We start from the raw sequence: 23,547 nt of genomic DNA on the forward strand, positions 1-23,547 counted from the left end.
CTGGATGACCCTTGAAAGAGAGGTGGTGATGTGAATAAAGGATGGATAAAGTTATATCGCAGCATCTCGGGGAGTTCTACTTTTCAAAAGCTTACGGCGGTACAAAAATTAATTGCTATTTACATCTTATTGAACGCCAATCATAAAGACAGTGTATGGATCGATCATTACCGTGGTATTGAGGTTAACGTTAAGCGTGGACAGTTAATTACTTCACGTCAAAAAATCATCGAGGAATGGTTTAACAACGACAAAAATGTAACCAACCAAAAAATCCGCACTTGTTTAACGAAATTAGAAAAACTCGGATTTTTAACTATCGAATCAACCAACTGGTATACGCTCATAACTGTCGTTAATTACGGCATTTATCAGGGGGGGATGAAGAAAATAACCAACACCCAACCAGCACATAACCAGCAGGATAACCACAAACAAGAAGTATTTAAGAATGATCAAGAAGGTAATAAGAAAAACCCTTCTTTTCGAAACAGGTCGAAGACCTATTCCGAGGACAGTGATTATTTCAAAATGGCTCAATACTTCTATGAAAAAGTAAAAGCAGTTGCAGAAGAAGAAGGATTAGGCCGTTTGATAATCAAGTCTGATCTGCAAAAGTGGGCTGATGAATTCCGGAAGATTGTCGAAATTGACAAGGTTGAAGACAAACATCTTATCCGGGATGTGCTCGACTGGGTAACGTCTGACACGTTCTGGAAAGTCAATGTCCTGTCGGCAAAGAAACTACGGGCAAAGTTCGGGGAGCTTGCTTTGAAGATGAAAGCAGCGCAAAGACCGAAACAACACAAGAAAGTAGATTATCGGGATAAGGAGATAGCTTTCCAAGAGTGGGTGAGTAAAGGAAATGACGAAAATGACTTCGACTGGAGTTGATGGAAGGAGGATGTGATGTGAGGGTACGGGTAGATAAAACTACCTTCAAAGTTGTTGAAGAACTTCTCAAGCAGGCACAGTTTTTGAAATACATCAATCTAGTTGGTGTTACAGAGGACAAGCTGCTAGATGATGACATTGTCCAGCAACGTAAGAAATTTGTTGAACGGATCGAAAAAGCAGTTGCACTCCTTGCTCCAAAAGAAATTCGGTTGATATCCGAGCGTTACCTTTCTCAGGACGAGAATTATGTCAAAGACTATGAAGTGTATGAGGCTATGCAGATCAGCGAGTTCACGTACTACAAATATAAAAACAGAGCAATGGAAAAGCTGGCTGAGATTCTAGGCATTAGCTCGAAAGTTCCAGATCCTCATTGGTGCCCACTTTGCAATCGAGGTGTTACCAGTGAAAGGGGCTGATGCGTTACATAAGGGTGAACGAAAAGCAATACTTCAATTTGTTGAATCCCTTCTTGAGAGGTACAGGCTTTGCAAATACTTAATTCCAGATGACGGCCAATCGATTAGATCAAATTATGATATCGAATTACTTGAAAAGCATCGTACATTCTGTAGAAAGATTGAACAGGCTGTCAGTCAGCTACCGGATCGTGAACAATTTTTGATCAAAGAAAGGTATTTAGGCATCATTTATATCACCTACTATCGAGTGTATCGCGATCGTTTCGATCCACCGATCAGCGAGGGCACTTATACCAAGGTCAGGTGGAGAGCTATGTACAAACTAGCGGTCATGCTTGGCATGCTTGAGAGCGACTGTTAACTAAACAATATGAATTAATTACGAAAAGGCGGTGCGGTGAATGCATACTCAGCAAATTGAAAATAGGGCAACACAGCTAAAAGAAGAATTGGGCGGGAAGATTTTTGCTTTCCCCGTAGACGAAGCCGATCCGTTTTCCGAGTATATGATCACGATGGACTCGGGTGAAGGTCACTTTAAGACATACCCGCAGCCCTTAACAATTAATGAAGTTGCTGCATGCGTAAAGACGCTACTGGAACAGCTGAAAGAGGAAGGAGTTGATGTTGAGTATTCGAGAGATGTGCGGTTCATCTCTTACCAAGCTCAAATGGATGCTCCAGACGTGACGATACATCGGTTGAAGAAGTCCAACATCGAAAAGCCACTGATGGAGAGCGACGTGGACGTTATGCCGAATCCAGATGATCCCGAAACAATGCTTTTCTCGGCACGGGGAATTCTCAAATACAGCATGCTTGAAATGCTTGATAAGAACCCGAAGGGCGCCCGATTCATCGATGAATATTTTAAGCTCTTGGCTTCACGAAGATATGGTAAAACGGTGGCAGCTATCAGGCAGGAAGTTCGTCGGATGAGCAAGTCAGAAGCGATTCACTGGGTGGAGAAGACGTATAAGCGGTACATTTCAGACAGTCAGGAAATTATGAACATCATGCAAGTAATCGATGGTGTCAGATCATGAACCACAGCAAGCGAGCAATTTGGTTAGCCGTTAATTCCGAAAATGGCGATCGTTTGGTACACATCACACAAGAACATACAAGACTTGCCCGCGAATTAATCATAGATCGCTATCGATTGTCGGATGAGGAGGTGGAGATTTACAAAGCACGTATCTAACAGCTACGCCGGGAGCGCGAAAGCATACTGAAACTGTTTCAGGAGGGTGGGGACGAGGATGGACAACAGAAAAACAGTTGACATAGGGAAACTGATCACCGCCATGAAAGACCGGGGTATGGATACAAGTAAGGTTGAGGTGCTCTTAGAAGAAATAAAGGCGGAAAGAAATAATAACCCCACTACCACGAATAGTGAGGTTATCAAAAACACTTACACTGCTTGAAACGAGGACATGCCGTCCAAAGTAGATTTTATAACAGCATGGCTTAGGATTGCCATATAAATTCTCATTTTCGGTTTCACCCAATAAAAACAAAGGAGAGATACAGATGTTTGGAAACAAAACGTTACAGCAACATGTTGATGAGTTTTTGGAAAAAGTGAGGGAGAGGGAGGGAAAGATCCAATCAAAAATTGAGGAACTGGAATCTCAAAGGGAGTCTCTCATGGCTAAAGTTAAAGAGCAGACTTCAGCAATGATTGAATTGGAAATTGCGGGTGATGATAAGGGGGCTGAAAAGTTTCTAAAAAGTAATCGGCAGATGCATTTACAAATTGATGAAATTAAGTACCGTATCCAAGAGTATCAGGCTCAGTTTGAAAAGACCCAACAAAATGAAAAGAGCTTGGACAAAGTGAAGGATGCTGCAATTCAAGCTAAGAAGGCGCTGTCTGGGAAGATGACCATGTACAAGAAACAAGAAGAGGAATTGGAACAGCAAATGGAGGAACTAAAGAAAAAAAGAGAACAAGTCATTTTGGATTGGCGGGTAGCTCATCACAGCGATATTGAAGGAGGTTTGATTAACCTTGCGCCTTATATTGACAGGAGGGCAAGAAAAATATCATATCCTGAAAATAAGGAATTTATACGTAGCTGGCTAGATGGCGAGTCTATAGAAAAGTACTTCAGAAAATCTTAGGAAAAGCAATATACAGGGCTTAACATAACAGTAGGTGAGACAGCTCCGCAGTTGAATATAGACCACCTCTACATGGTGGAAATGGAATCCCTAAATAATTGCGGTGTAACTAACAACTTAATAAACAATTCCTTTGATGGCCTTGGTTCAAAATAGTATGAATTGGAGGATGCTAACCAAGCATGAAAAACGAAAAACCAAACAAGTACTGGGTCCTAAATAAAACGGGTTCGAGTAGTGCTGAATTGACACTTTACGGGGAGATAAGTGATAAAGAATGGTGGGGTGAAGAGGTTACCCCTCAGCAGCTGAGCGCTGATTTGAAAGCCCTAGGGGATAATGTTTCTAAAATTACCGTTCGCCTCGATAGTCCAGGTGGAAATGTGTTTGCCGGTCTAGCCATTCGCTCATTATTGAAGAACCATAAAGCTCATATCACCGTCCATGTTGATGGATTGGCAGCTTCAATTGCTTCAATAATCGCAATGGCCGGTGACAAAATTGTTATGGCAAAAGGCAGTATGATGATGATCCACAATCCAATGACAACGGTGCGTGGAGGAAATTCGAAACAGTTTCGAGAAGTCGCTGACTGGTTAGATCAAATTAGAGATTCAATGGTAACCGTTTATAAAGATCGAACCGGTCAAGCAGCGAACAGAATTATTGAGATGATGGACGCTGAGACTTGGATGAGTGCTGAAGAAGCTGTTGATAAAGGGTTCGCTGATCAGGTAGAGGAAGGTAACACAGTAGCTGCAAGCATGATGGGTGCTATCGCGTTAATAAACGGTTTACAGATGGATCTATCAAGTTATAAGCATCCTCCGAAAAATTTAGTATCCAGTGGAGCAAGAACTGGCCTTGATCAAAGTAGTAATACACAAAGAACATTCAGTACCATGTATTCTGATAAACAGCGAATCGAGGAGTTAGAGAGCTTTAGAACCCCACGAAACAGTCATATTATTGATGCTGCAATTAAAGATGGACGTAGAGCTGAATATGTGGCTTTAGAAATAGTTAAGGGTGGTTATCATCTAAGTGACGATCAGGCTATCCAACTAGAAGTGGATGCAATGGTAGCAGAGGCAGAAAGGTTACTTAAACGACAAGGACGAAGATGAAGGTAACTTGGAAAATCAGCTAAAAGATTTGGAGTTCCAACGTTTGAGGGTATCTCTAAATAAATAGGTACAAAGCAACGGGCTGTTTCTGTAAGCAGTCTGTTGCTTTTTTTGATGTCAAGCCGAAGCAACTACGACCGTCAGTAAGTAGAAGTAAGTGGAGTGAATAGTCAAAAAGTAACAGGAAATGACTTCCTTTTGCCGAATTGTGTAGGTGAAAGGAGAGATATTGAAGATGCTAACATTTGAAAAATTAAAATCACAGTTAACAGAGGGTAACTTCGAAGGCATTGAAGATTGCAGGACATTATCAGATTTGGTTGAAAAATTTGTTGGAGATGATGAAATCATTGATTTCTATCCGAAGGGTTTATTCGTGAATCAAAGAGTTGAATTCTATATCTTTAAGAGGGACTGCGTACTTGTTTTTTCTACAAATAGAATCCATAGTGCTATAAAATCCTTTAAGTATAAAGACCTCTTAGCAGTCGAATACGTACAATCTGAAAATGATGGTCGAAAAAGAAGTATTGATATTAAGTTTAGTGACGAGACACTGCACTTGGAAAGTTTTGCAGATACTAATTACACCTGGAGTGACCGTTTCGGCGAAACAATTAGTCGTGTATTCAAATTACTTTCGTAGCAGAAAACTTCGGTCTTATAAGTTCTGACCGTTATAGTGAATAAGGGGGATAGAGTTAAAAGCATGATAGAAGTGATAAGAACATTGTTAGATCTATTTACGCAACCGTTAATTGTTTTCTCAGCTCTGGCAGCACTTGCGATTACTTTTAGGTCACAGATATCCGAATTGTTTGATTAGCACCCATGTGGTGCTTTTTCTTTTGTTCAAGGATTATAGACAACCTCACAAGTTTCCATCAAAATGGAACCGGGAGGGAATCAAATGCAAATTTATGGATCATTAATTGGTTTTATTACAGCAATCGTAGCGATATTTATAAGGGAATGGTGGGTTAATCGCAACACCAAGAAGAAAAATAATGAAACAGCAAAGTGGTTGGTAAAAGTCTTTTTATTAAGAGAGCTACATAACAACCATTCAGAATTGAAAAAAACCATTATTAATGGGTTTACTTTAGGTGATGTTCTAGAAGGAAACTGGGGTGAAAAACCCGGGGTAGCTTATGAGCAGCATTCAATGTCTAGTTACAATTTTAATGTTAACGCTTGGGATAAATTTAAGTTTGAACTATTGAAGCTAGATTTTGAATTGGCCAAGGAAGTTGCAGATATTTATATGCGATTTGAAATATTAAAAGAGCATAGTGACAAAGAATCCAATCTATCTGATGTTTTGGTTAGGGATTTTAAAGGTTTTGAAGAAGCTTATCAAAATTTAGTGAGTAAATTTAATAATGTCTAATCAAAAGCACCTCACTGGTGCTTTTTCTTTTCACCACAGAAAGGAAGGGTGCACCGTCTCCGTATAACAAGCGTGACCAGGTTAAGGTTTGGGTCGTGGCGGCTGCCTCATACTTGGAGGGAGCGAGGATGTAAATATTTGTAGACAAGGAACTATTTTCCATTCAAGATGTTGGTAGGAGGTTGGAAAATATGTGGATGGAAGTATCAGTTGAGAATTGGCAAGATTTTTTACAACAGGTTGAAGTGTTCCAGAAAAGAGACTGGATATTTAGAGGACAGTCAAATGCTGATTGGAGCCTACAAACTTCCTTTTATCGTGAAATGAAGAAGGCTGAATTAATTGGTAAACCGCTTGGAAATTATCGTAAATATGAAAAATCGCTATATAATGAATTTTTAACATCTGCACACCTATACTCGACTCTACAGCCAAAAGAACCCGAAGGGGACTGGGTAGAAATACAGATAGAATATACTGAGTATAAGCTTGAAATTATGTCAATCATGCAACATCATGGCGCTCCGACTCGTTTGCTAGATTGGACTTTCTCTCCTTATATAGCAACATTTTTTGCACTTGATGGTGCAAGTGATCATAGATTTTGTGTTTACGCTCTCAATCAAGCATATATTCAAAAGAAAAACAAAAAAAGATTCAGGCAAAAAGAATTTGTTGCTGACGCTCTCGGACCTGGTTTGAGAAAACCAGAACCGTTTGTTGTGCCTTACGAACCGTATTATAAAAATGAGCGTTTAAGAAAACAGCTTGGTTTATTTATTGTGCCACATCCGCTTGAAATGACAGTTGATGAAATTTTTGCTGAATACGGTATTGTCGATGGTGTGGATCCTGAAACAGGTGAAGAAGTTGCTATTAAGTTCGTATTTGACACGTCATTACAAATGCAGTGCTGGAGTAAATTGATGTTGATGGGCGTTACTCATGAGTCGATTTACCCAGGGCTAGACGGATTCTGTAGATCATTAAAATTAGACTTGCTAGAATCTCCTCGAAAAAGGCTTTCGTTATTATAGTGATTAACTTTGCACCCATAAGGGGCATTTCTTCGCTTAAACACCCGTTCTCTATTTAGCTGAAACTCGCGACATGTCACTCGTATTTAGAGTGGCATTTTTTATTTAAGAGAGAAGGAGTGAAAGAGAAATGATTTCAAAGATGAAATACCTGCTGATGTTATGCAGCATAGTGATACTAATCTATGGATGTGGTACAAGCAGAGAGTTCCTGGTAGTGAAGTACAACGAGCAAGGGCAGGTTATCACAAGCTATCATGTCCAAGGTAATCAACCAGTAAAGGATGAGGTCGGTGTTTCGTTCTTCCTCTGGGAACAAGGAGAGCAGCAATTTATTCAGTTAAGTGGGAACGTGGATGTAATAGAGGTTACAGGAACTGATTCGCAAGAGATAAAGAAGCAGCTCGGTGTAAATGCTTAGGGCTTATCAGATAGGAGGATATTGCATGAGTGCATTTATGTTTGCTGTTAACTTACTGTGTGGTGTTACTGCTGCATACTATTGCTGGACCGGACACGCATGGTATAAGAAAGGCGACAATCATAAAGCCATTTACCACGTTCTCTTATTTTCTATTAGCAGCTACAAAATAAAGATTTACGGGTCCCTCTGGAGAGGTAAAGCACTGCGGGTGCGTGCGAGCCCGAAATCCCGCCAGATTTTATTTTTGAAAATTACTTTCGCTTTTGCTTAACCAGGTCCTCAAAGAAGACATTTTCAATTTTTAGCTTCATCTGATGCTCTGAAAATCAGCACCGTTACAATACAAGCTTAAAACGAAAGTGAGGTGGAAAAATTGGCGAAGCCAAAGGCGAAACTTGAGAAGCTGCTGAAAAGGTTAGCGGCGAACTGGGAGCGCAGTGGAAGGCCTGCTCGATCGAGCATGTACAAGAGTAGCACACTACACCGCTAATTCGGGAAGCAGCCGGAATTTCAGAGAAATAGATGATCAATCTTAAGAGCAATTGACCGCCTGGCTGCTAAAGGTTTGCTAAACGAACCTGAGAAATGGAAACAGAGGCTAAAAGAAGACCCGAAAGACGTCTGGAAGAATTGCAATGGTTGGTCTTTACGCTGCATGACCGTGCAACGGATAAATACCGTTAGCCATAGTGCAGGGGCTGACAAAACTGTGAAAATCCCAAAATTGAAAACTTTGATTTACTAACTAATATTTCTGAACCGTAAAAGTGGCCTCTCCAAGTCGATTTTCGACTTGGAGACAGCTTCTTCTAATATTGTAATTTTGATTCGAATGGAATAGAAAGTTCAACTATTTTATGGGTAACTGATATAAGGTGTTTCTGTAAGATCATAGGAGTCTCTGCTCTAGATCACTCCATGGATTTTTAGCCATTCCTTTAATAGTTCCTTTCCCACTAGCTAAGACACGTGCGTGTTTTAATGCCAATTTACCAAAATTATTTGCAAAAGGAATTAAATGTTGATCAATGTACGTATTGAAAAAATCTTTATGAACGACATCTATAACATAATGCTTTCCTTTTATATAATTACTTTCTCCTTCTTCGTGTTCATGTCGAAGTACTCTGACCCAAGGTACGTAATTAATATTATTGACTTCCTCTTTGACTTTCACCCCGATCATTGGCCCATCAATTATTGCGACTCCCAATGTCATATAACAATCAAAATATTGCGCAGTTTTAGGTGGAACCACAACATTTGAATAATGTGCTAATGCCTTAGTTAAGGGCAATATCACTGAGTTATATGTGTCACTACCAGATAGCTCTATTTCTTTACCTTTTCTAACACATTTACTAAATACTTTTGAATAAAGTGGTGCATTACTTACAAATTCATGTTGTTGAAGATTAAAAATATGATTTATCGAAAATGACCAAGTGTCCCTCGTATTATCACTCTTAATATCAATATAATCATTTTCACGTAAACCCGAATACATAGGGAAATGGGGCATATACGGTATATTGTTAGTTGCAAAAAATACGTAGGGTAATGATGTTTGCTTACATTCAATTAGTAAACTCAAACCAGGTCTTACTTTTGTATCAGGATAATCATTATGATTGTATAAATCTAATTCTGCCAAAATATCGATATTCCTTAAATCCAAAGTATCTCTATCAACAAAACTCCATTCTTCAGTTACTTTGAATTCCTTTAACTGTTCGGAAATTATATTTTGTAAAGGGTAACCTGAATTTGCAATTGCTTTTAAAACATCTTCTTCATTAACACCAAGAGATAATTTATTTGTTGAAGGATTACCCGAAAAAAAGTCCATTATATTCTCCTTAATTTTGTCAGTATATATTTTTTCATATTTAATTATTCCTGCCTCTTAGAAAGAATCCTTCTTACTTGGTATTTTGTTGATAGTTGATAACTATTTTCTAAATTATTCGATTGGAATATGCCATAGTCCGCCTAACATAGTTCATCGTAGCAAACTGGATTAGCGAAACTCCATTTTCAGTTGTATGTTCGTATATGTTCGCATATAGCTCAAGCGAATGTTCTTGTTTTAAGGGCAGACTTAGTGGTAAAGGAACTGGAGCGTGAGATAGAGCAACAGCAGCACTTACAAGTAATCTATTTGGGGAGAGGTGTGGCAAGACATCAATGCGCACCTTATGCCCGTTAGAGGTTACATAGGAACGACTAAAAGCGTATTGTCTCACACGGAAAGCACCGAGGGTTTTTATAATCGACAACATACTTGCTGCTGAACCGGTGGTGAGTGGCCATGCTGTCTGATATCGAGAGAAAGGTACTCCGGGTCATTGGTAATTACTCTGCGGGGAGGCGTAGGACACCCACCGTGGACGAATTGTGTATCAAGACAGGACGTAATCGAGGCGGCATCATGACTATATTAGAGGTCCTAGCGAACGAGGATTATATTGAGTGGAAACGTACAGAACCCGATAAAATGTTGGTGCTGGAAGCATGGGAAAGGAAGGGGTACAGCATATGACAAGCAGAATAGAAAACCCTTTTTTATGCGATTTGTGTTACCGGAGCAGCGGGCATTGTACTTACAGAAGAAGGAAGACGATAGGCTCGTTGGTATGCCAAAGACGAGTTGGAGTCAAGTTGGAGTAATTCCACTACCTGATCCGTGATTCAGCACGCGAAGATTACGCAATCACAGTGTCATGGTGGAAGCCAATCAAAGGCGAGCTGGGAAGTACCTGTGAAATGTGGGGTGTAGTGAAATGGATCGATCAGAATGTCGACGTACCAAATTAGTTAGTGACGAGGATAGCCAATGGATAGATTTAGATAAGATAACTACCGTGAAAGGTTAGGAGGTGCTTTAAGTGGCAAAAGCAAATACACCCAAAAGCACAAGTGATGAATTCGAGCTCGAAGAATTAGGTAGTCAGCTTGTAGAAGCAAAAGATGATGGAGATGAACGGGCGCTAACAGTGTGGGGCGTGGCTGAGAAAATACATAGACGGATCATCGAGCTTGATTCAAAAACCAGATTAGTCCATGTAGATGAGAACGGAGTAACAAGGAAAATTCCTTTCCTGGATATTATGAAGGTTAGTTACGAATAAATTCAGTAAGAGATGTCCGCAAAGGAACAGCACGAGCTGCATGGTTAATTTTGCATCGACGGTTGAATTCATCAAAGAGTACCTACCCAAGGTGGAATCTACGGATCTGAGATTTCCGCTTATTGCTGAGTAGGTCCTTCGACGTTTCGGAAGTCATGTATACCAAAAAGATAAGTACATTCTGAAAGCGGGATGAGGGCAACCATTGAAAACTTATTGCTAACGAAACCCTATTCTTGAAATGCAATGGGTGAAAGCAGTAAGTCATTTGAGATGGAATTTTATTTTGGGGGTGGTTTTTTTATGGCACTCAGTGAAGAGCAAAAATTAAATATCGTTAAATGGTACTCAGAAGGGTTAAGTACCACGATTATTGCTAAACGTTTGGAAGTAAGTTCCGAAGGTGTTCGATATACATTAAATAAAATGGGAGTGGCTTTAAGGAGCAGAGCAGATGCATTACGAATACTTCCGAACGTCGCAGAGACCAAGTATCGCTATTTAACCGAAGAACAGAAAATCCAAGCTATCGAAATGTATCATAATAAGTTAAGCACGAATCAAATCGGAAAGCATTTTGGAGTCACGAGTCGAACTATTAAATTACTTTTAAATAAAAATGGAATACAGTTACGGTCTATAAGTGAAGCACAGATTATTCGCTCCAAGGATCCAGACACAAAAAGGAGAGCTTCTGAATCACACAAACAACTGTGGCTAAAACCTGGATATCGTGAAAATGTAATTGAAGGTATTGAGAAAAACAAAATCGCATTCACATGTGATGAGGAGCGGATGGCAAGCAAAAAGGGGATTATTGCAGGAATGATGTTGGGAGATGGGGGGTTATTTATACAAAAAGGAGGAAGGCACGCAAGCTTATATTTTGAACATACTATGAAGCAAAAGCCTTACCTTGAACATAAAGCCAATTTTCTAAGAGATATAACGGAGGTTCTTGTTAATGAATTGAAGCCTTCCGGGAAGAATCCAAACTGGCACGTGAGGTGTAAAACACGTACAAACCCTTTTTACACTCAGCTTTACAATATTATTTATCCCGATGGAAAAAAGAAAATTTCGATGGAATGGTTGTCTTGGATCACCTTCGAAGGCCTGGCTATTTGGTATATGGATGATGGATCATTTCAAAGAAAGGGAAAAAGCATAAATTTGTACACGTGCGGATTCTCTTATGATGAGAATGTATTGATACAATCCTTTTTGCAAACTCGATTTAATCTAAAATTTGATATATATAAGGCTTCCGAATATACCGGAGACAATCCTGAATATATTGGTAATGTTTACTATGCATTACGCGCAAATAGAAGTGAAACTAGAAAATTCTTTGAACTTGTTAGACCTTTTATTGTACCCTGTATGAGTTATAAAATAGATTAGTTTATCAAGCCTTGCTTGATAAACTGCAGTTATGTTGCTTGAACAAGTAGACAAACCGTTCTTAGTCAGACGCTATACTTTTGAACCGAAGATCGACGGCCACCGCTTTATCCTATCGCGGTGGCGTGGCGAAAACTTTAGTCAAAAGTGAGGAACGTGATTTTCGTTTGCGTGCAGCAGCGGATTAAAGCAAAGGTAAAATTCCGCAACTGGACTAAAAGTGGGACGCTCAGATCACCTGTATTTGTTGATTTTGTTTTATCCACATAATTCTTTACGAAATTGAAAGGGAGCCGTGAAGGCTCCCTTTTTTATTGTACTTTGTTGATATGTGAACAAAGCAGGAAGATCGAACGAGTCGTACCACCTGAAACGTTGACGAAACTCTCCGACCCTACAGGGACACCCACGATTTTAACTTTATCGCCCTTCAAGATGTCACCAGTAGTTTTCATGATGAACATCCGGTAAGAGTTGAATTCGTTGTCCATGATGTGAACAAGCGCAACTGTTCCAGTCCCTATGCCCTCAGATGGAGCCTCTTCAACATTGACCACGTTACCAGTTGCTGCAACCATTTTATTCAGGTAAGGAGTGATGTTCTTCTCAAGATGTCCATATTTGATATTGGTGTCTACTTTAGCCAGGGCTGCTTTTGGACATTGACCAAGCTTTCTCTGATTTACCTTGTATGAAGAAGAAGCAGCTTCCAATAATGACCATAAGCAGTAAATTAGCGATCACGGGGATGCTTTTCAACAACCGATGAAGAGTGAGCAATATCATTCAAGGTATTGCGTCGTAAAGAAAAAGAAATCGACTCCTGGACAATGTAAATAGCATCTTCTATATTTCTGCATTTGGAGGAAGTAGAATGGGACGCATGCATGTAAAAATGGTATTATATGACTATAATAGGTTAAAAGTGTTTAGTAAAATTGACATTCTAAAATGGAGATGGAAATTATGGGTGTTTATGTCCATGTTGAAAAAAAAGACGATAAAATCATAAATCTTGTTTTAGACGCTATAGAGAAAGAAGATTCATCCATTAGATGGTGGTGGTCGGAGCTGAAAGAATACGAGGCTATGTTCACAGAGTTGCATGCTTTAGTAGCAGACGGGAACACCGTATATTATGCTTTATATGAAAAAGAGATCCCAAAAGTAATTGCTAAAATTAAAAATGTATATACATTAGAAGAGTATAAGGTTGAATGTGAGTTGAAGAATATTGAATTTAATCCACCTTCTTCTACAAAAGCGTATATTGGAATTGTTGCAACACATGAGTACATAAAAGCTTATAACTTCCTGAACGATCACATTAAATTGAGAAATAATAATAGTTTTAAAGATGATGAAGATTTTACAGCTGAATTCTCTGTACTAAGTTATGAGGAGGAAATTGGTAGGCGCAAACTTCCAGTTGTGCGAATGAACGATTTATACAACGAGACGGATTTACTGAATGAATCGTTCATTTCTGAAGCAAATCTAAATCGGATAACATCATTGTTAGAGAATAAGAAAAATATTATAATGCAAGGACCCCCTGGGGTAGGCAAAACGTTCTTAGCCAAGCGATTAGCTTATCAACTGATGGGCTATCGTGATCTAACTCGTGTTCAAATGATTCAATTCCACCAATCATATTCTTACGAAGATTTTATACAGGGCTACAAGCCAACTAATGAGGGTAAATTTTCTTTAAAAAATGGGGTATTCTATGAGTTTTGTTTAAGGGCTACGAACGATCCAAATTATTCGTACTATTTTATTATTGATGAAATTAACAGAGGGAATTTGAGTAAAATATTTGGAGAATTGATGATGCTCATCGAGGGTGATAAAAGGGGAGAAGAATATGCGATACCCCTTACTTACTCAAATGAGAGTGAATCTTTTTATGTACCTGAAAACTTGTACATCATTGGATTAATGAATACCGCTGATCGATCGTTAGCAGTAGTTGATTACGCCCTTAGACGCAGATTTGCATTTGTAACTCTAGAGCCAGTATTAGATGAGAAGTTTATCGAATATTTGGTCTCAAATGGTCTTAAGAGGACTTTTGCGAATAAAGTTGCTAATCAAATAACTAATTTGAACGAAATAATCAAAAATGATACGAGTTTGGGTAATGGTTTTATGATTGGTCATAGTTACTTTTGTTCTAAGCTAGGTAGCAACGATCAGAAAGAATGGTATCAACAAATTATTGAAAATGAAATTTGCCCTTTACTTGAGGAATACTGGTTTGATGATCCCGAGAAAGCGGCAAGCGAAATAGCTACTCTGTTAGAACTGGTTTAGGTATACATCATGAGCAAGCAAATTCCAATTCAAAACATTTACTATATGCTCTGTTATTGTTATGATGTATTGCCTGAAAAAGAAGCTGTGGACGTAGCTGGTATTGATACGAACGATTTGCTTGAATTATTTGCGAACAGCCTTGTAAAAAAGCTAAATAGATTTATTAAAAAAGGATTTTATAAAGAGTACATATCATTTCAGGAGAATACAAGTAGCTTAAAGGGAAAGTTAATGTTCGATGAGAGTATTAAACAGATTACTTTTCTAAAAGCAAAGATGTACTGTGATTACGATGACTTTTCACCAGACATACTCCATAACAGAATAATTAAAGCAACAATCCACAGACTAATTAAGAGTAAGTCTATAATGCGAAAAACTAGAGACGATCTAAATAAAATTTACAGATATTTTCATGAAATTGAATTAGTAAGGCTCGACCGCAGGTTGTTTAACCAAACGCTTTTGCATCGAAACAATCATCACTATGGAATTGTCCTGAGTATTTGTCGTGTTCTTTTTGATCATTTGCTTGTGGATGAGACAACAGGAGAACTTATTTTTGATGACTTTGAACGCGACGAAAGAAAAATGTGGGAACTATTTGAAGGATTTGTTCGTAACTTTTATTCCGAGGAACTTAAACCTGGTTACAGAGTTAAGAGAGAGACTATACAATGGGATATACAACAAGTTATTCGTGGGTCAGAGAATTATATTCCCGGCATGCATACGGATATTTGCATAGTGAGTAAAAAGAAAAAGATAATTATTGATACTAAGTATCATAAAGAGGTCTTCTCTAAAGGTAAAAATGGAGAAGACAAAATAAAACCTGCAAATCTATATCAGATGTTTGCGTATTTATCTAATGCGGGGAGAAAAGAGGAAATGGAAGGGATACTTCTATATCCTCAATCAGACAAACAGGTGGATTTAGCCTATCGAATTAATGAGTATACAATAAAATGCGCTACAGTGAACCTAAATCAGCATTGGACTGGTATTCGAGAAAGATTGCTAAATATGATAGATTAGAGTAGTCGAAGTTGTAGTTGCAGTATATGTACTTAGGACATTAAATCAGATCAATTTGAGTAGTGTAGTAATGGACCCTTTATAAAGGTCTAGACTCCACTGCCTACAGGATTGCAAAACATACTTTTACACTCGATAGTTAAAGGATCAATAATGAATGGAAAAGTGGTGCCGAATCTGGTGCCGAAACGAAAAAAAGGGCACCAATGTGGGGCAAAAGATATCAAACATGCAAACTACTTAAATGCTGTAATATCAAGGTTTATTCAACTTTAACAAAGCTCAACAAAAACAGTCTGGCGTCTTGACAGGGTGGGGGTCGCTGGTTCGAACCCAGTCCGGATCACCATACATAAGACGTTAGAACCCTTGATATATCAAGGGTTTTTATTATTTTTACGACAGTAATGGGTATCCTGCAAATGGGGTCTGCTCACATTTTGCTCACATTCAGTTAGAGAATCATACGCCCAAGATCCTTAGCGGCTTCTTCCTGCATATTGGGCATGATATGTGAGTAGGTGTCTAACGTTAGTTTGATTGAAGCGTGTCCTAATCGTTCCTGCACGATTTTTGGATGTTTACCCAACTTCATGAGCAAAGACGCGTGCGAATGTCTCAGGTCATGAAATCGTATTTCTGGGAGACCAGACTTATCAAGAAGTCGATACCATGTTCTGCTAAGGTTTCTAGGTGTAATTGGCGTTCCTTTCGTAGTACAGATAACTAAATCGTTATCTACATACTTACCGCCTAATTGTACTTTCTCCTGTAAGATTATCCTACGATGTTTCCTAAGAGCGTCTAATGTCGCATCATCAATGGCAATTGAGCGGACGCTATTCCTTGATTTGCCGCCCGACTTTAACGTCTTTCCGTCATGACTTAAAGTCTGACGAACGACTATATTCCCTCTCTCGAACTCAACGTCTTGCCATCTTAAACCAAGTATCTCGCCTTGTCGCATCCCGGTCAGTAAAGCTAAATGGAAGGCAATATAAAGTCTTGGTTCATGTTCTCGGGCGGTCTTTAAGAACAGTTGAACCATTTGAATATCCCAGACTTGTAATTCCCTCTGCATTACTTTAGGTTTATCAACTAGAGTTGCCACATTCTTATTCAATAGTTCCTTCTTAACTGCGTTGTTCAGGGAAGCATTTACTATTGAATAGATTCGTTCAACGGTGGAGTTTGATAGACCTTTGTTTTTTAGTTCAGTAATGAACCTTTGGATATGAAGGGCGGACAACTTAGAAAGCTGAACGTCTCCTAACATGGGTTCAATATGATTTTTAATGTTTGATGAATACAACTCGAACGTTTGTTGGCTGAGGTTATAGCGTTTATTACTTAACCATTCATTAAGATAATCTCTGTATAGGAGTTTGCTAGGCTCTAAGCATTTTCCCTCTTGTTGTATTTCGTACTTCGCTATATTGTAGGCTTCCTCTGCCTCCTTCTTCGTTTTGAATCCGCGCCGCATGATTTGCCGCCGTTTTCCGTTCTCGTCTTTTCCCAACTCGATGACGAATAGCCATTTGTTCTTATCTTTTCTAATTGACATTCCAATTCCTCCCTAGCGTTGTGAGCAAACGTCTAGAGAGTGTTTCCGCTTCTTTCCTTAAAGTAAAAGACTCGGGTGTTGTTGTCAACACCACTCCCTAATTGTCACTCCGAGATAACAATCGCTAATGCAGGAAAGAAAATTGCAAGGTTAATTTTGAGAATATACAATATAAACCCTTTGACTTATTACATTTATAACCCACATTGAGTAAGTCATTATTCTATAATTCTCGGTTAACATCTGGTGATGTTAAGGTGAAAATATCCAGTTATATCCAATTAGATACAGGAAAAATGTTACCTTCGTTCTCTCTCCCCCTTCTTGAAATAAAATGCTCCGTATTTATCGGATAATTAAAGATTCTTCGATGTTTCTACGTACCTTTGTTAATCCTGCAATCTGCTTCCTTATATTGTGTATGTAAATAAATCACAACCGAAAGGGGCGGTTTTCATGGAACGTCTATTCAATATCCGCGAGGTAATGGAGATTCTACAGCTTTCATACACAACGGTTTACGCCATGTGTAGTAATGGCACTCTGCCAAGTTGCAAGGTCGGGGGCTCGATTCGGATTCCTCAGGAAAGTCTCAGGAACTTCATCCTCAATAACACTACAGGAGGTCAGCAATAATGGAAGACATAAATCGTATCTAGGTCGCTTGTATTCCGCCGATGAAGTTGCAAAGCTGTTGAGCATTGATATGAACACCTGCTATAAGTGGCTTGGAGAGGGACGCATTAAAGGAATGAAATTAGCAGGGACGCTTTGGAGAGTTCGAGAAGCCGATTTAAGAGCCTTCGTAGAGCAATCAATCAATCAATCAATGAAGGGAGACGATAGGTCATGGAAAAACTGTACACTCTGGCTACCATTGCACAAAAGCTGTCGGCTTCTAATCGCGGACGGTTCGTAAGTGAAGATACCGTAATGTCTTGGGTAAGAAGCGGTACGTTAAAAGCTGAGCGAGTACCACACAACATGCGAGGGTATGGGCGATACCCTTACTTAGTCGAGGAAGCACACCTAGTCAAAGTTCTACAAGAAAAGGGTTACGATACTGCGCTTATCGTATTGAACGCTGGATAGCCGCCCGGAACAATGAATACAAAAAGCCCCTGCTTAAGTCAACGGCAGGGGCAAGAAGAAAGGAACGTGTGCAAAAATTATAAGCACTTCCTTCCGCAACATAACACTCACTCGCAACGATGATTATGGCGTGAGGGTTATTTTTTACCCTCTGCTGTCGAAATCACGTCAAAGTTAGGAGAGGATTCTATGAACGAACTGATTAATTGTAGGGAAGCCGCCAAGGTTGCCAAAGTCAGCACTAGGACGATTCTACGGGCAATACAAGCCCGTCAGCTTGACGCTGTGAAGATTGGTGAAGGTAAGACCTGCTCTTACATGATAAGCCGCTCAGCCGTTGCAGAGTACATTCACAGAAGGGGGCGGAAGTAATGACGGGCAGACACATAGTGTACCATAATGGATTCTACTCCCTTCCGAACGAAGTATCATGTTGTAATCGCTTAACAGGAGATTCATTGAAGTTACTTGGACTTATTATGAATCGTGTCAATACCGCCAATGCCCAACTTCCAACAAAAGTAGCCCTGTCGAGAGTATTTCTAAAGCATGTATTCGGGAACAAGGATGACAAGACAGTAAAGAATTACACCAAACGGTTGAAGCAATATGGATTCATTGAAACATTCTCCATGCAGGGCGGAGACAGGGGCGAGTTCGTATTCAGTATTGCTGACCGTCCTGAAAACAATCCGTTCGTACTACTCAGTTATATTGAAAATGATGTGATTGCCAATGTTGAGTTACTCACAGCTCAGAAAGCGGATAGCTTGCTAGAAGCCTTTACAGTCGCCGTACAAGCCGTTGAACATGACTATGCCGCTAGACTAAAGAACGCGGCTGAGAGCCAACGTGAGCCGATTCTGACAGCGTACAGCAGTTACGTGAAGGAATCGCTTGAAGCTGATGGGAAGACTTGCGTAGGGACTAGACTAGCTAAACCTAAGAACAACAAAAGCAAGTCTTCACCGAAAGTGACCGACTTACCTGATGATGTGCAGTCATGGTCTTTTCCTGAGTTTACAAGTTACTTCCTTCAAGAATACAGGAAAGTTACTGGAAAGAAGCACAGCACTAGAAAGAGCCAAAAAACGGGTAAAAGTGTCGAGGATTGCATAAAGGACTTGCATCACCATTATATAGAACATGAAAGAGCCATGCTAAAACCTACGATGAAGAAGCACATTGATGCGTTCTTTGTGAACTATCCGCCAACTGATACAATCACCCCAACTGCATTTCTAATGGCTAACAGTGATGTTCTTTACAATGTCGAACATTTCCTTGAAACGGGAAAAAAGCATATTCTCTACGAGGAACGGTCATTCAAGGACAACAAGAGCAATATCCAAGCTGAAATGAAAGCACAGCAAGCACGCGAAGCAAAACAAGAGAACAAAGGTTTGTCTCTTGAACAACTAAAAGAATTGATGGAAGGTCGAACGAATAGGCGTTGATTGAAAAGTCAAGGAAAATAAATTCCTTACATAAGGAAAAATATTTCCCTGTACATGGAATTTATTTTCCTTCTAATCAGATACTTATGGAAATATTTTTCTTTCTCATGCCCGTTTTCTCTAGGTAACATCTAGGCATTTTGCTCCCCTGAGAACTTACATTAAAGAATAGAGAAGAACAGAGAACAAGTAGTACAGCACTACAGGGTAAAGTTCTTCCATAAAGTATGGCGGCGAATAAGGAAAAATTTCAAAAAGAAATAATTGTCCACTTTATCGCAACTATAGCCGTGGTCGTTGCGATTGTTATGTTGAAGGTTGAAATAACAAAACCGTTGGGGAAACTACTAATGCAGAAACTACTAATGCAGAAACTACTAGAATTAAAAGAAGCACCTGCCAGACTTAGACACTTACTATTATCCGCAGAGAAGTATGGAAAGTACGATACCATACGATACTGTTTGATGAACAAATGGCTGAAACTGTACGAAATGGAGGATGGTTCGTATCGTGTTGAAGCTACTGTATCCGCATGTAGCGAGGATGATGTCGATGGAGTATTCAAAAGAATGGAAAAGGCTCTGTATGGTAGTGATGCCGTCCTTTACAACTGCTTCCTGAAAGGCTATCTACAATTCGATACCTGTCTAATCTCTGATATGGTTTATCTGTACGAGGAATTGCCGTATAAGAAAATATCAGAAACACGTTCAGGTAAATGTACCTATATAATCTCCGAGAGCAATGAAACCCTGTCATAAGCAGGGCTTTCTTTGTTATTAGGAGACAACTTTTTAAGTACGAAAACGATTGTTTATGGAACAGTCGTTGGAGCAAGTTATTAATTGAGAATTTAGGCTATTGTTCGGTACGAAACCCGTTTCATAATCATATTCACGGAAATGTACGTTTATGATACTGTATTAGTAACGATACATTAGGGGAAAGGAACAATGTGAATGAAAATAGCTTACGCAAGGGTTTCGACAGCCGACCAATCTCTTGACTTACAACTGGACGCACTAAAGAAGTTCGGTTATGACCAAATCTATACGGAGAAGGCAAGCGGCGGCAAGGATGACCGCCCCGAACTAGCAAAGGCTTTGGAGATGCTTCGCGAAGGTGATACTTTTATTGTCTACAAACTTGACCGCTTGGCACGTTCAACTCTAAAGCTAATTGCAACGCTCGGCTTATTAAAGGAGAAAGGCGTTGAGTTTATAAGCCTGTCCGATAACATTGATACATCTACGGCGGCAGGAAAGGCTATGTTTGGTATGATGGCGGTATTCGCGGAGTTTGAACGGTCTATCATTCGAGAAAGAACTGTAGATGGATTAAAAGCCGCTAGAGCGCGTGGACGTAAGGGCGGTCGACCCATGACAGATAAGAAAAAGCTAGATAAAGCAATCAAGCTACATGAGAGCGGAGAATTTGCAGTAACACAAATTGAGGAAATGACAGGAGTAAGCAAAGGTTCACTTTACCGCGAAATTAATCGGAGAAAGCAAGTAGTAACATAAGCGACTGATACAGTCTAAGAGAGCCGTTATGGGGCTGTATAAAGACCGATATAGGCTTGAGCCACCCAAAAAACTTGGGGGCTCTTTTCTTTTGCTCTACAGGGCTTTTACGGAGCGTATTAAAGACCCTACTCCAGTGCCTAGCTAATTGGCATTTGTTGTCGCGGCAGAGTTTACCTGTCTTTGCTCCGCACCAAATTTTTCTGAAAAGTGCTTCCCTGTACATTTCTTAGCATGACTAATAAAGTGGTTCAAGAGTAAATTGGTTATACAATTGAAAAACCATATTGTAAATACCATTTATCTATATTATAATACATTATTTGCCATTATTTTGAGTTTGTGATACTGTTAGCTTATTAAAGCGAAACAATTTTCAGTGTGTTCAGATTTGAAAGGGGATTTAAAGATGTTAGATCAACATCACTGATCACCCATATTTTCTTTCTCATTGGCTATCTTATTGGCACTAATAGTAATGGGAGCCTTTTAACAGAAAAGGGGGAGGGCAAGTATGAATGTCCTATTAATAATAGTCTTATGTATTTCGATTGCACTTTCTTTAATAACAAGCATTATTAATTGGAGAACTTTAAAAATCTTAAAGAAGTTAAAGTAGATATTCATTAACACTTATTAATCTTTTCTAATGAGAGAATAAATATTATTGTGAGTTGATAATCTTGGATACAAAAGAGTTATATTGTTTGATATTTAGTCAGGACTTGAAGAAAATGCTTCTTTTAGAAAACAATTGGATTCCTCCGTTTATTGATAATACTAAGCCGTATAAATTTTTAGGAAGAAATGAAGATGAGCAAAATATCATGGATGCTTTTAATTTCCTGAGAACAGAGATTGACATAAGGCAATCAGAAATTTTATTCGATAAAGAGGTAATGAAAATATTAAAGCAAGGAAAGAAAATTGTAATACATTCTTTTATAATTGAAGGAAACTTCTCGGATGTTGAACGCTTCCCCAATATTAGTCTACGGATTGCTAACACAAGGGAAACAAAAAGATACTTTTACAGAGGGTTTAAAAATGATGAAATGTATTTTATTATGATTTCTGCATTAATTCGTGCATTAAGAGATATACCAAATGAAGTCTTAGAAGCAACTTGGAATCCTAATGCTTTCGAGGGGATTGAATTTTCCATGGACAGCTTTTGGATTTAAATTAAGGAATGATTTAATTCATAGCTACTCAAGGAAGGAATAAAGGCGGCTCTTTTTGGTTTGCTCTAGGGGCTTTATGTGCTTCTAATAAGCCCCCATCCAGTGCCGAATAAATTACTTTTTAATATAGCGGCATAGTTTACCTTCAATTTAAATATTAAAAAATTGGGAAAATTAAATGTGCGTACAGTGTAATCTTACTAATTTAATAGTATTAAAAAATCCCTCCATACAAGATGGAGGGATAAAAAATATTATTGCTCAGCAACCGATTGAATAATCGACCAAAACATGCTTTCAATTAATAATTGCTTATCTTCGTCATCAACAGGTAGTTCATCTAGTCTCCCGAAAAACTCCAACAAACTGTAAGTATTTTCAGAAGAAACCTTTGTATACTTCTCTTGGTATTTTTTGAAGCTTTTCTTGCCAACGATTTCAATTAGCGACTGCTGAATCTTATATGCAAGGAGGGAATCAATTTTTTTCTCTTTGACGGATTGAATTGTATCAACTGCTCTTTCAACGTGGGCAGGTAGCTGGCCTAACTCAAGTATTTTTTCAACAATGGGCTTAATCTCTTTCCCAAGATGGCGAATCTTAATTGTTTTATCAAGAACAATTGGAACGCTTGTTCCATCCTTGTTAATAATATTACAAGTAGGTAAGAACTCAACAGCATGTGCTTTTGATTCTGAATTAACAACTGAAAAACCATAGGATAATGTTCCGACCCCATTAATTTCATACACTTCATCTGATTGAAAATTAAGTCTCATGCGAGAGTGAGTAATTTTTTGAGAGGTCAGTTTGAAATTAAACTTCAACTTATTTAAAGCCCAAGCGGTGCAGTATAATAAAATATGATTGTCGATTTGTTGATATCTTTGAGAAGCGAAACATCTTGCAATGTATTGACCATTCTCTTGTACTGTTCTAAGAAGAACAGTAGATTTCGCGATTTTGTCACCAAACCAGTATTGGAAATTATGTTCAAGAAGATTGTAATGTTCATTCGGGTCATCAAGCAGGAAGTTTGCGTAGGTTCCCATACTAACTGGTTCAAAAAGCTGGTATACTGCTTCTGTTGTAGTAATAAAGGAATGTTCGACATCATCAACTCCAATAAGAAGTTGTGCCTTTCCCTCATTATCTTGTTGAGTACCGAGTAACGAAAGTTGAGAGTAGCTAAGTGGGAAGTCAATTTTCGTCCAAGTAGTCTTAGGGATGAGTTGTTCAAAAGACTCTCGAAGTCCTTCAATCTGAATAACTTCATCACTAAATGCGTATTCTTCACCGTCTACTGAATCAAAAACTAACTGGTCAATTTCGTTGCCTCTATCAAGCAGTTGGATTAACTCTTTCTTTTTTACGTAACTCAATAAAAATAACCTCACTTTAGATA

Annotated in this window: 29 protein-coding genes; 25 read left to right on the plus strand and 4 right to left on the minus strand. The window is 38.9% G+C overall.

Going from position 1 to position 23,547, the window contains the following annotated elements; translation table 11 throughout:
• Positions 1–30: 30 nt before the first annotated feature.
• From C3B52_RS37430 to C3B52_RS23580, 13 genes are all read left to right on the plus strand, one after another.
• The gene (locus C3B52_RS37430) at positions 31–894 is read left to right on the plus strand and encodes a hypothetical protein (protein ID WP_235615834.1); all 864 of its coding nucleotides are present in this window, start codon (positions 31–33) and stop codon (positions 892–894) included.
• A 17-nt stretch (positions 895–911) separates the two neighbouring features.
• Positions 912–1,316 carry a hypothetical protein gene (locus C3B52_RS23535; RefSeq protein WP_103108820.1) on the plus strand — a complete coding sequence of 135 codons (405 nt, stop codon included), beginning with the start codon at positions 912–914 and terminating at the stop codon, positions 1,314–1,316.
• The gene (locus tag C3B52_RS23540; RefSeq protein ID WP_103108821.1) at positions 1,303–1,680 is read left to right on the plus strand and encodes a hypothetical protein; all 378 of its coding nucleotides are present in this window, start codon (positions 1,303–1,305) and stop codon (positions 1,678–1,680) included. Before C3B52_RS23535 ends, C3B52_RS23540 begins: the two co-directional genes overlap by 14 nt.
• 40 nt (positions 1,681–1,720) lie before the next feature.
• Positions 1,721–2,365 (plus strand): hypothetical protein, encoded by a 645-nt coding sequence (locus tag C3B52_RS23545; RefSeq protein WP_103108822.1) that lies wholly within the window; start codon positions 1,721–1,723, stop codon positions 2,363–2,365.
• Entirely contained in the window at positions 2,362–2,523 is a 162-nt protein-coding gene (locus tag C3B52_RS36665) for a hypothetical protein (RefSeq protein WP_164684885.1), read from the plus strand. The genes C3B52_RS23545 and C3B52_RS36665 overlap by 4 nt, the downstream gene beginning before the upstream one ends.
• Before the next feature lie 58 nt (positions 2,524–2,581).
• Positions 2,582–2,749, plus strand: coding sequence for a hypothetical protein (locus C3B52_RS36670; protein WP_164684890.1), 168 nt, complete (start codon positions 2,582–2,584; stop codon positions 2,747–2,749).
• A gap of 106 nt (positions 2,750–2,855) precedes the next feature.
• A complete protein-coding gene (locus C3B52_RS23550; RefSeq protein WP_103108823.1) occupies positions 2,856–3,449 on the plus strand; it encodes a hypothetical protein in 594 nt (197 codons plus the stop codon).
• 182 nt (positions 3,450–3,631) lie between these two features.
• On the plus strand, positions 3,632–4,576 hold the full coding sequence (locus tag C3B52_RS23555) for a head maturation protease, ClpP-related (protein ID WP_103108824.1): 945 nt from the start codon (positions 3,632–3,634) through the stop codon (positions 4,574–4,576).
• Between the two features lie 235 nt (positions 4,577–4,811).
• Positions 4,812–5,222, plus strand: coding sequence for a DUF3908 family protein (locus tag C3B52_RS23560; RefSeq protein WP_103108825.1), 411 nt, complete (start codon positions 4,812–4,814; stop codon positions 5,220–5,222).
• Between the two features lie 264 nt (positions 5,223–5,486).
• Positions 5,487–5,966, plus strand: a complete 480-nt coding sequence (locus C3B52_RS23565; protein ID WP_103108826.1) for a hypothetical protein — start codon at positions 5,487–5,489, stop codon at positions 5,964–5,966.
• Between the two features lie 191 nt (positions 5,967–6,157).
• Entirely contained in the window at positions 6,158–7,003 is an 846-nt protein-coding gene (locus tag C3B52_RS23570) for an FRG domain-containing protein (protein ID WP_103108827.1), read from the plus strand.
• A gap of 130 nt (positions 7,004–7,133) precedes the next feature.
• The gene (locus C3B52_RS23575) at positions 7,134–7,424 is read left to right on the plus strand and encodes a hypothetical protein (protein ID WP_103108828.1); all 291 of its coding nucleotides are present in this window, start codon (positions 7,134–7,136) and stop codon (positions 7,422–7,424) included.
• A 25-nt stretch (positions 7,425–7,449) separates the two neighbouring features.
• Positions 7,450–7,698, plus strand: coding sequence for a hypothetical protein (locus tag C3B52_RS23580; protein ID WP_103108829.1), 249 nt, complete (start codon positions 7,450–7,452; stop codon positions 7,696–7,698).
• Positions 7,699–8,316: 618 nt separating this feature from the next.
• Here the strand turns inward: C3B52_RS23580 and C3B52_RS23585 are convergent.
• Positions 8,317–9,276, minus strand: coding sequence for a hypothetical protein (locus C3B52_RS23585; RefSeq protein ID WP_103108830.1), 960 nt, complete (start codon positions 9,274–9,276; stop codon positions 8,317–8,319).
• A 1,039-nt stretch (positions 9,277–10,315) separates the two neighbouring features.
• On the opposite strand from C3B52_RS23585, the gene C3B52_RS23605 reads away from it, so the two are divergent.
• Entirely contained in the window at positions 10,316–10,558 is a 243-nt protein-coding gene (locus C3B52_RS23605; RefSeq protein ID WP_103108832.1) for a hypothetical protein, read from the plus strand.
• Between the two features lie 246 nt (positions 10,559–10,804).
• A complete protein-coding gene (locus C3B52_RS23610) occupies positions 10,805–11,962 on the plus strand; it encodes a hypothetical protein (RefSeq protein WP_103108833.1) in 1,158 nt (385 codons plus the stop codon).
• Positions 11,963–12,273: 311 nt separating this feature from the next.
• Here the strand turns inward: C3B52_RS23610 and C3B52_RS23615 are convergent, their stop codons facing one another.
• Positions 12,274–12,675 (minus strand): hypothetical protein, encoded by a 402-nt coding sequence (locus tag C3B52_RS23615; protein WP_103108834.1) that lies wholly within the window; start codon positions 12,673–12,675, stop codon positions 12,274–12,276.
• Between the two features lie 238 nt (positions 12,676–12,913).
• Between C3B52_RS23615 and C3B52_RS38035 the strand changes: the two genes are divergently transcribed.
• Positions 12,914–14,278, plus strand: a complete 1,365-nt coding sequence (locus C3B52_RS38035; RefSeq protein WP_103108835.1) for an AAA family ATPase — start codon at positions 12,914–12,916, stop codon at positions 14,276–14,278.
• Between the two features lie 9 nt (positions 14,279–14,287).
• On the plus strand, positions 14,288–15,319 hold the full coding sequence (locus C3B52_RS23625) for a 5-methylcytosine restriction system specificity protein McrC (RefSeq protein ID WP_103108836.1): 1,032 nt from the start codon (positions 14,288–14,290) through the stop codon (positions 15,317–15,319).
• 454 nt (positions 15,320–15,773) lie between these two features.
• Here the strand turns inward: C3B52_RS23625 and C3B52_RS23630 are convergent, their stop codons facing one another.
• Positions 15,774–16,883 carry a site-specific integrase gene (locus C3B52_RS23630; protein ID WP_123058867.1) on the minus strand — a complete coding sequence of 370 codons (1,110 nt, stop codon included), beginning with the start codon at positions 16,881–16,883 and terminating at the stop codon, positions 15,774–15,776.
• A 456-nt stretch (positions 16,884–17,339) separates the two neighbouring features.
• On the opposite strand from C3B52_RS23630, the gene C3B52_RS38240 reads away from it, so the two are divergent.
• From C3B52_RS38240 to C3B52_RS23665, 8 genes are all read left to right on the plus strand, one after another.
• Positions 17,340–17,519, plus strand: a complete 180-nt coding sequence (locus tag C3B52_RS38240; RefSeq protein ID WP_103108838.1) for a helix-turn-helix domain-containing protein — start codon at positions 17,340–17,342, stop codon at positions 17,517–17,519.
• A gap of 28 nt (positions 17,520–17,547) precedes the next feature.
• Positions 17,548–17,802, plus strand: a complete 255-nt coding sequence (locus C3B52_RS38245) for a helix-turn-helix domain-containing protein (protein WP_164684891.1) — start codon at positions 17,548–17,550, stop codon at positions 17,800–17,802.
• Complete coding sequence (locus C3B52_RS36675; RefSeq protein WP_164684886.1) at positions 17,733–17,975, plus strand: hypothetical protein; 243 nt, start codon at positions 17,733–17,735, stop codon at positions 17,973–17,975. Before C3B52_RS38245 ends, C3B52_RS36675 begins: the two co-directional genes overlap by 70 nt.
• Before the next feature lie 189 nt (positions 17,976–18,164).
• A complete protein-coding gene (locus C3B52_RS38250; protein WP_103108840.1) occupies positions 18,165–18,347 on the plus strand; it encodes an excisionase family DNA-binding protein in 183 nt (60 codons plus the stop codon).
• Positions 18,348–18,454: 107 nt separating this feature from the next.
• Positions 18,455–19,432 (plus strand): hypothetical protein, encoded by a 978-nt coding sequence (locus C3B52_RS23650; RefSeq protein ID WP_164684892.1) that lies wholly within the window; start codon positions 18,455–18,457, stop codon positions 19,430–19,432.
• Positions 19,433–19,659: 227 nt separating this feature from the next.
• Complete coding sequence (locus tag C3B52_RS23655) at positions 19,660–20,196, plus strand: hypothetical protein (protein ID WP_103108842.1); 537 nt, start codon at positions 19,660–19,662, stop codon at positions 20,194–20,196.
• A 198-nt stretch (positions 20,197–20,394) separates the two neighbouring features.
• Entirely contained in the window at positions 20,395–20,958 is a 564-nt protein-coding gene (locus C3B52_RS23660) for a recombinase family protein (RefSeq protein ID WP_103108843.1), read from the plus strand.
• A 683-nt stretch (positions 20,959–21,641) separates the two neighbouring features.
• A complete protein-coding gene (locus C3B52_RS23665; protein WP_164684893.1) occupies positions 21,642–22,142 on the plus strand; it encodes a hypothetical protein in 501 nt (166 codons plus the stop codon).
• 254 nt (positions 22,143–22,396) lie between these two features.
• On the opposite strand, the gene C3B52_RS23670 is transcribed toward C3B52_RS23665, so the two are convergent.
• Complete coding sequence (locus C3B52_RS23670) at positions 22,397–23,524, minus strand: hypothetical protein (protein ID WP_103108845.1); 1,128 nt, start codon at positions 23,522–23,524, stop codon at positions 22,397–22,399.
• Between the last annotated feature and the right edge of the window lie 23 nt (positions 23,525–23,547).

It is taken from the genome of Brevibacillus reuszeri (assembly GCF_002897295.1).
Classification (GTDB): Bacteria; Bacillota; Bacilli; order Brevibacillales; family Brevibacillaceae; genus Brevibacillus; species Brevibacillus reuszeri_A.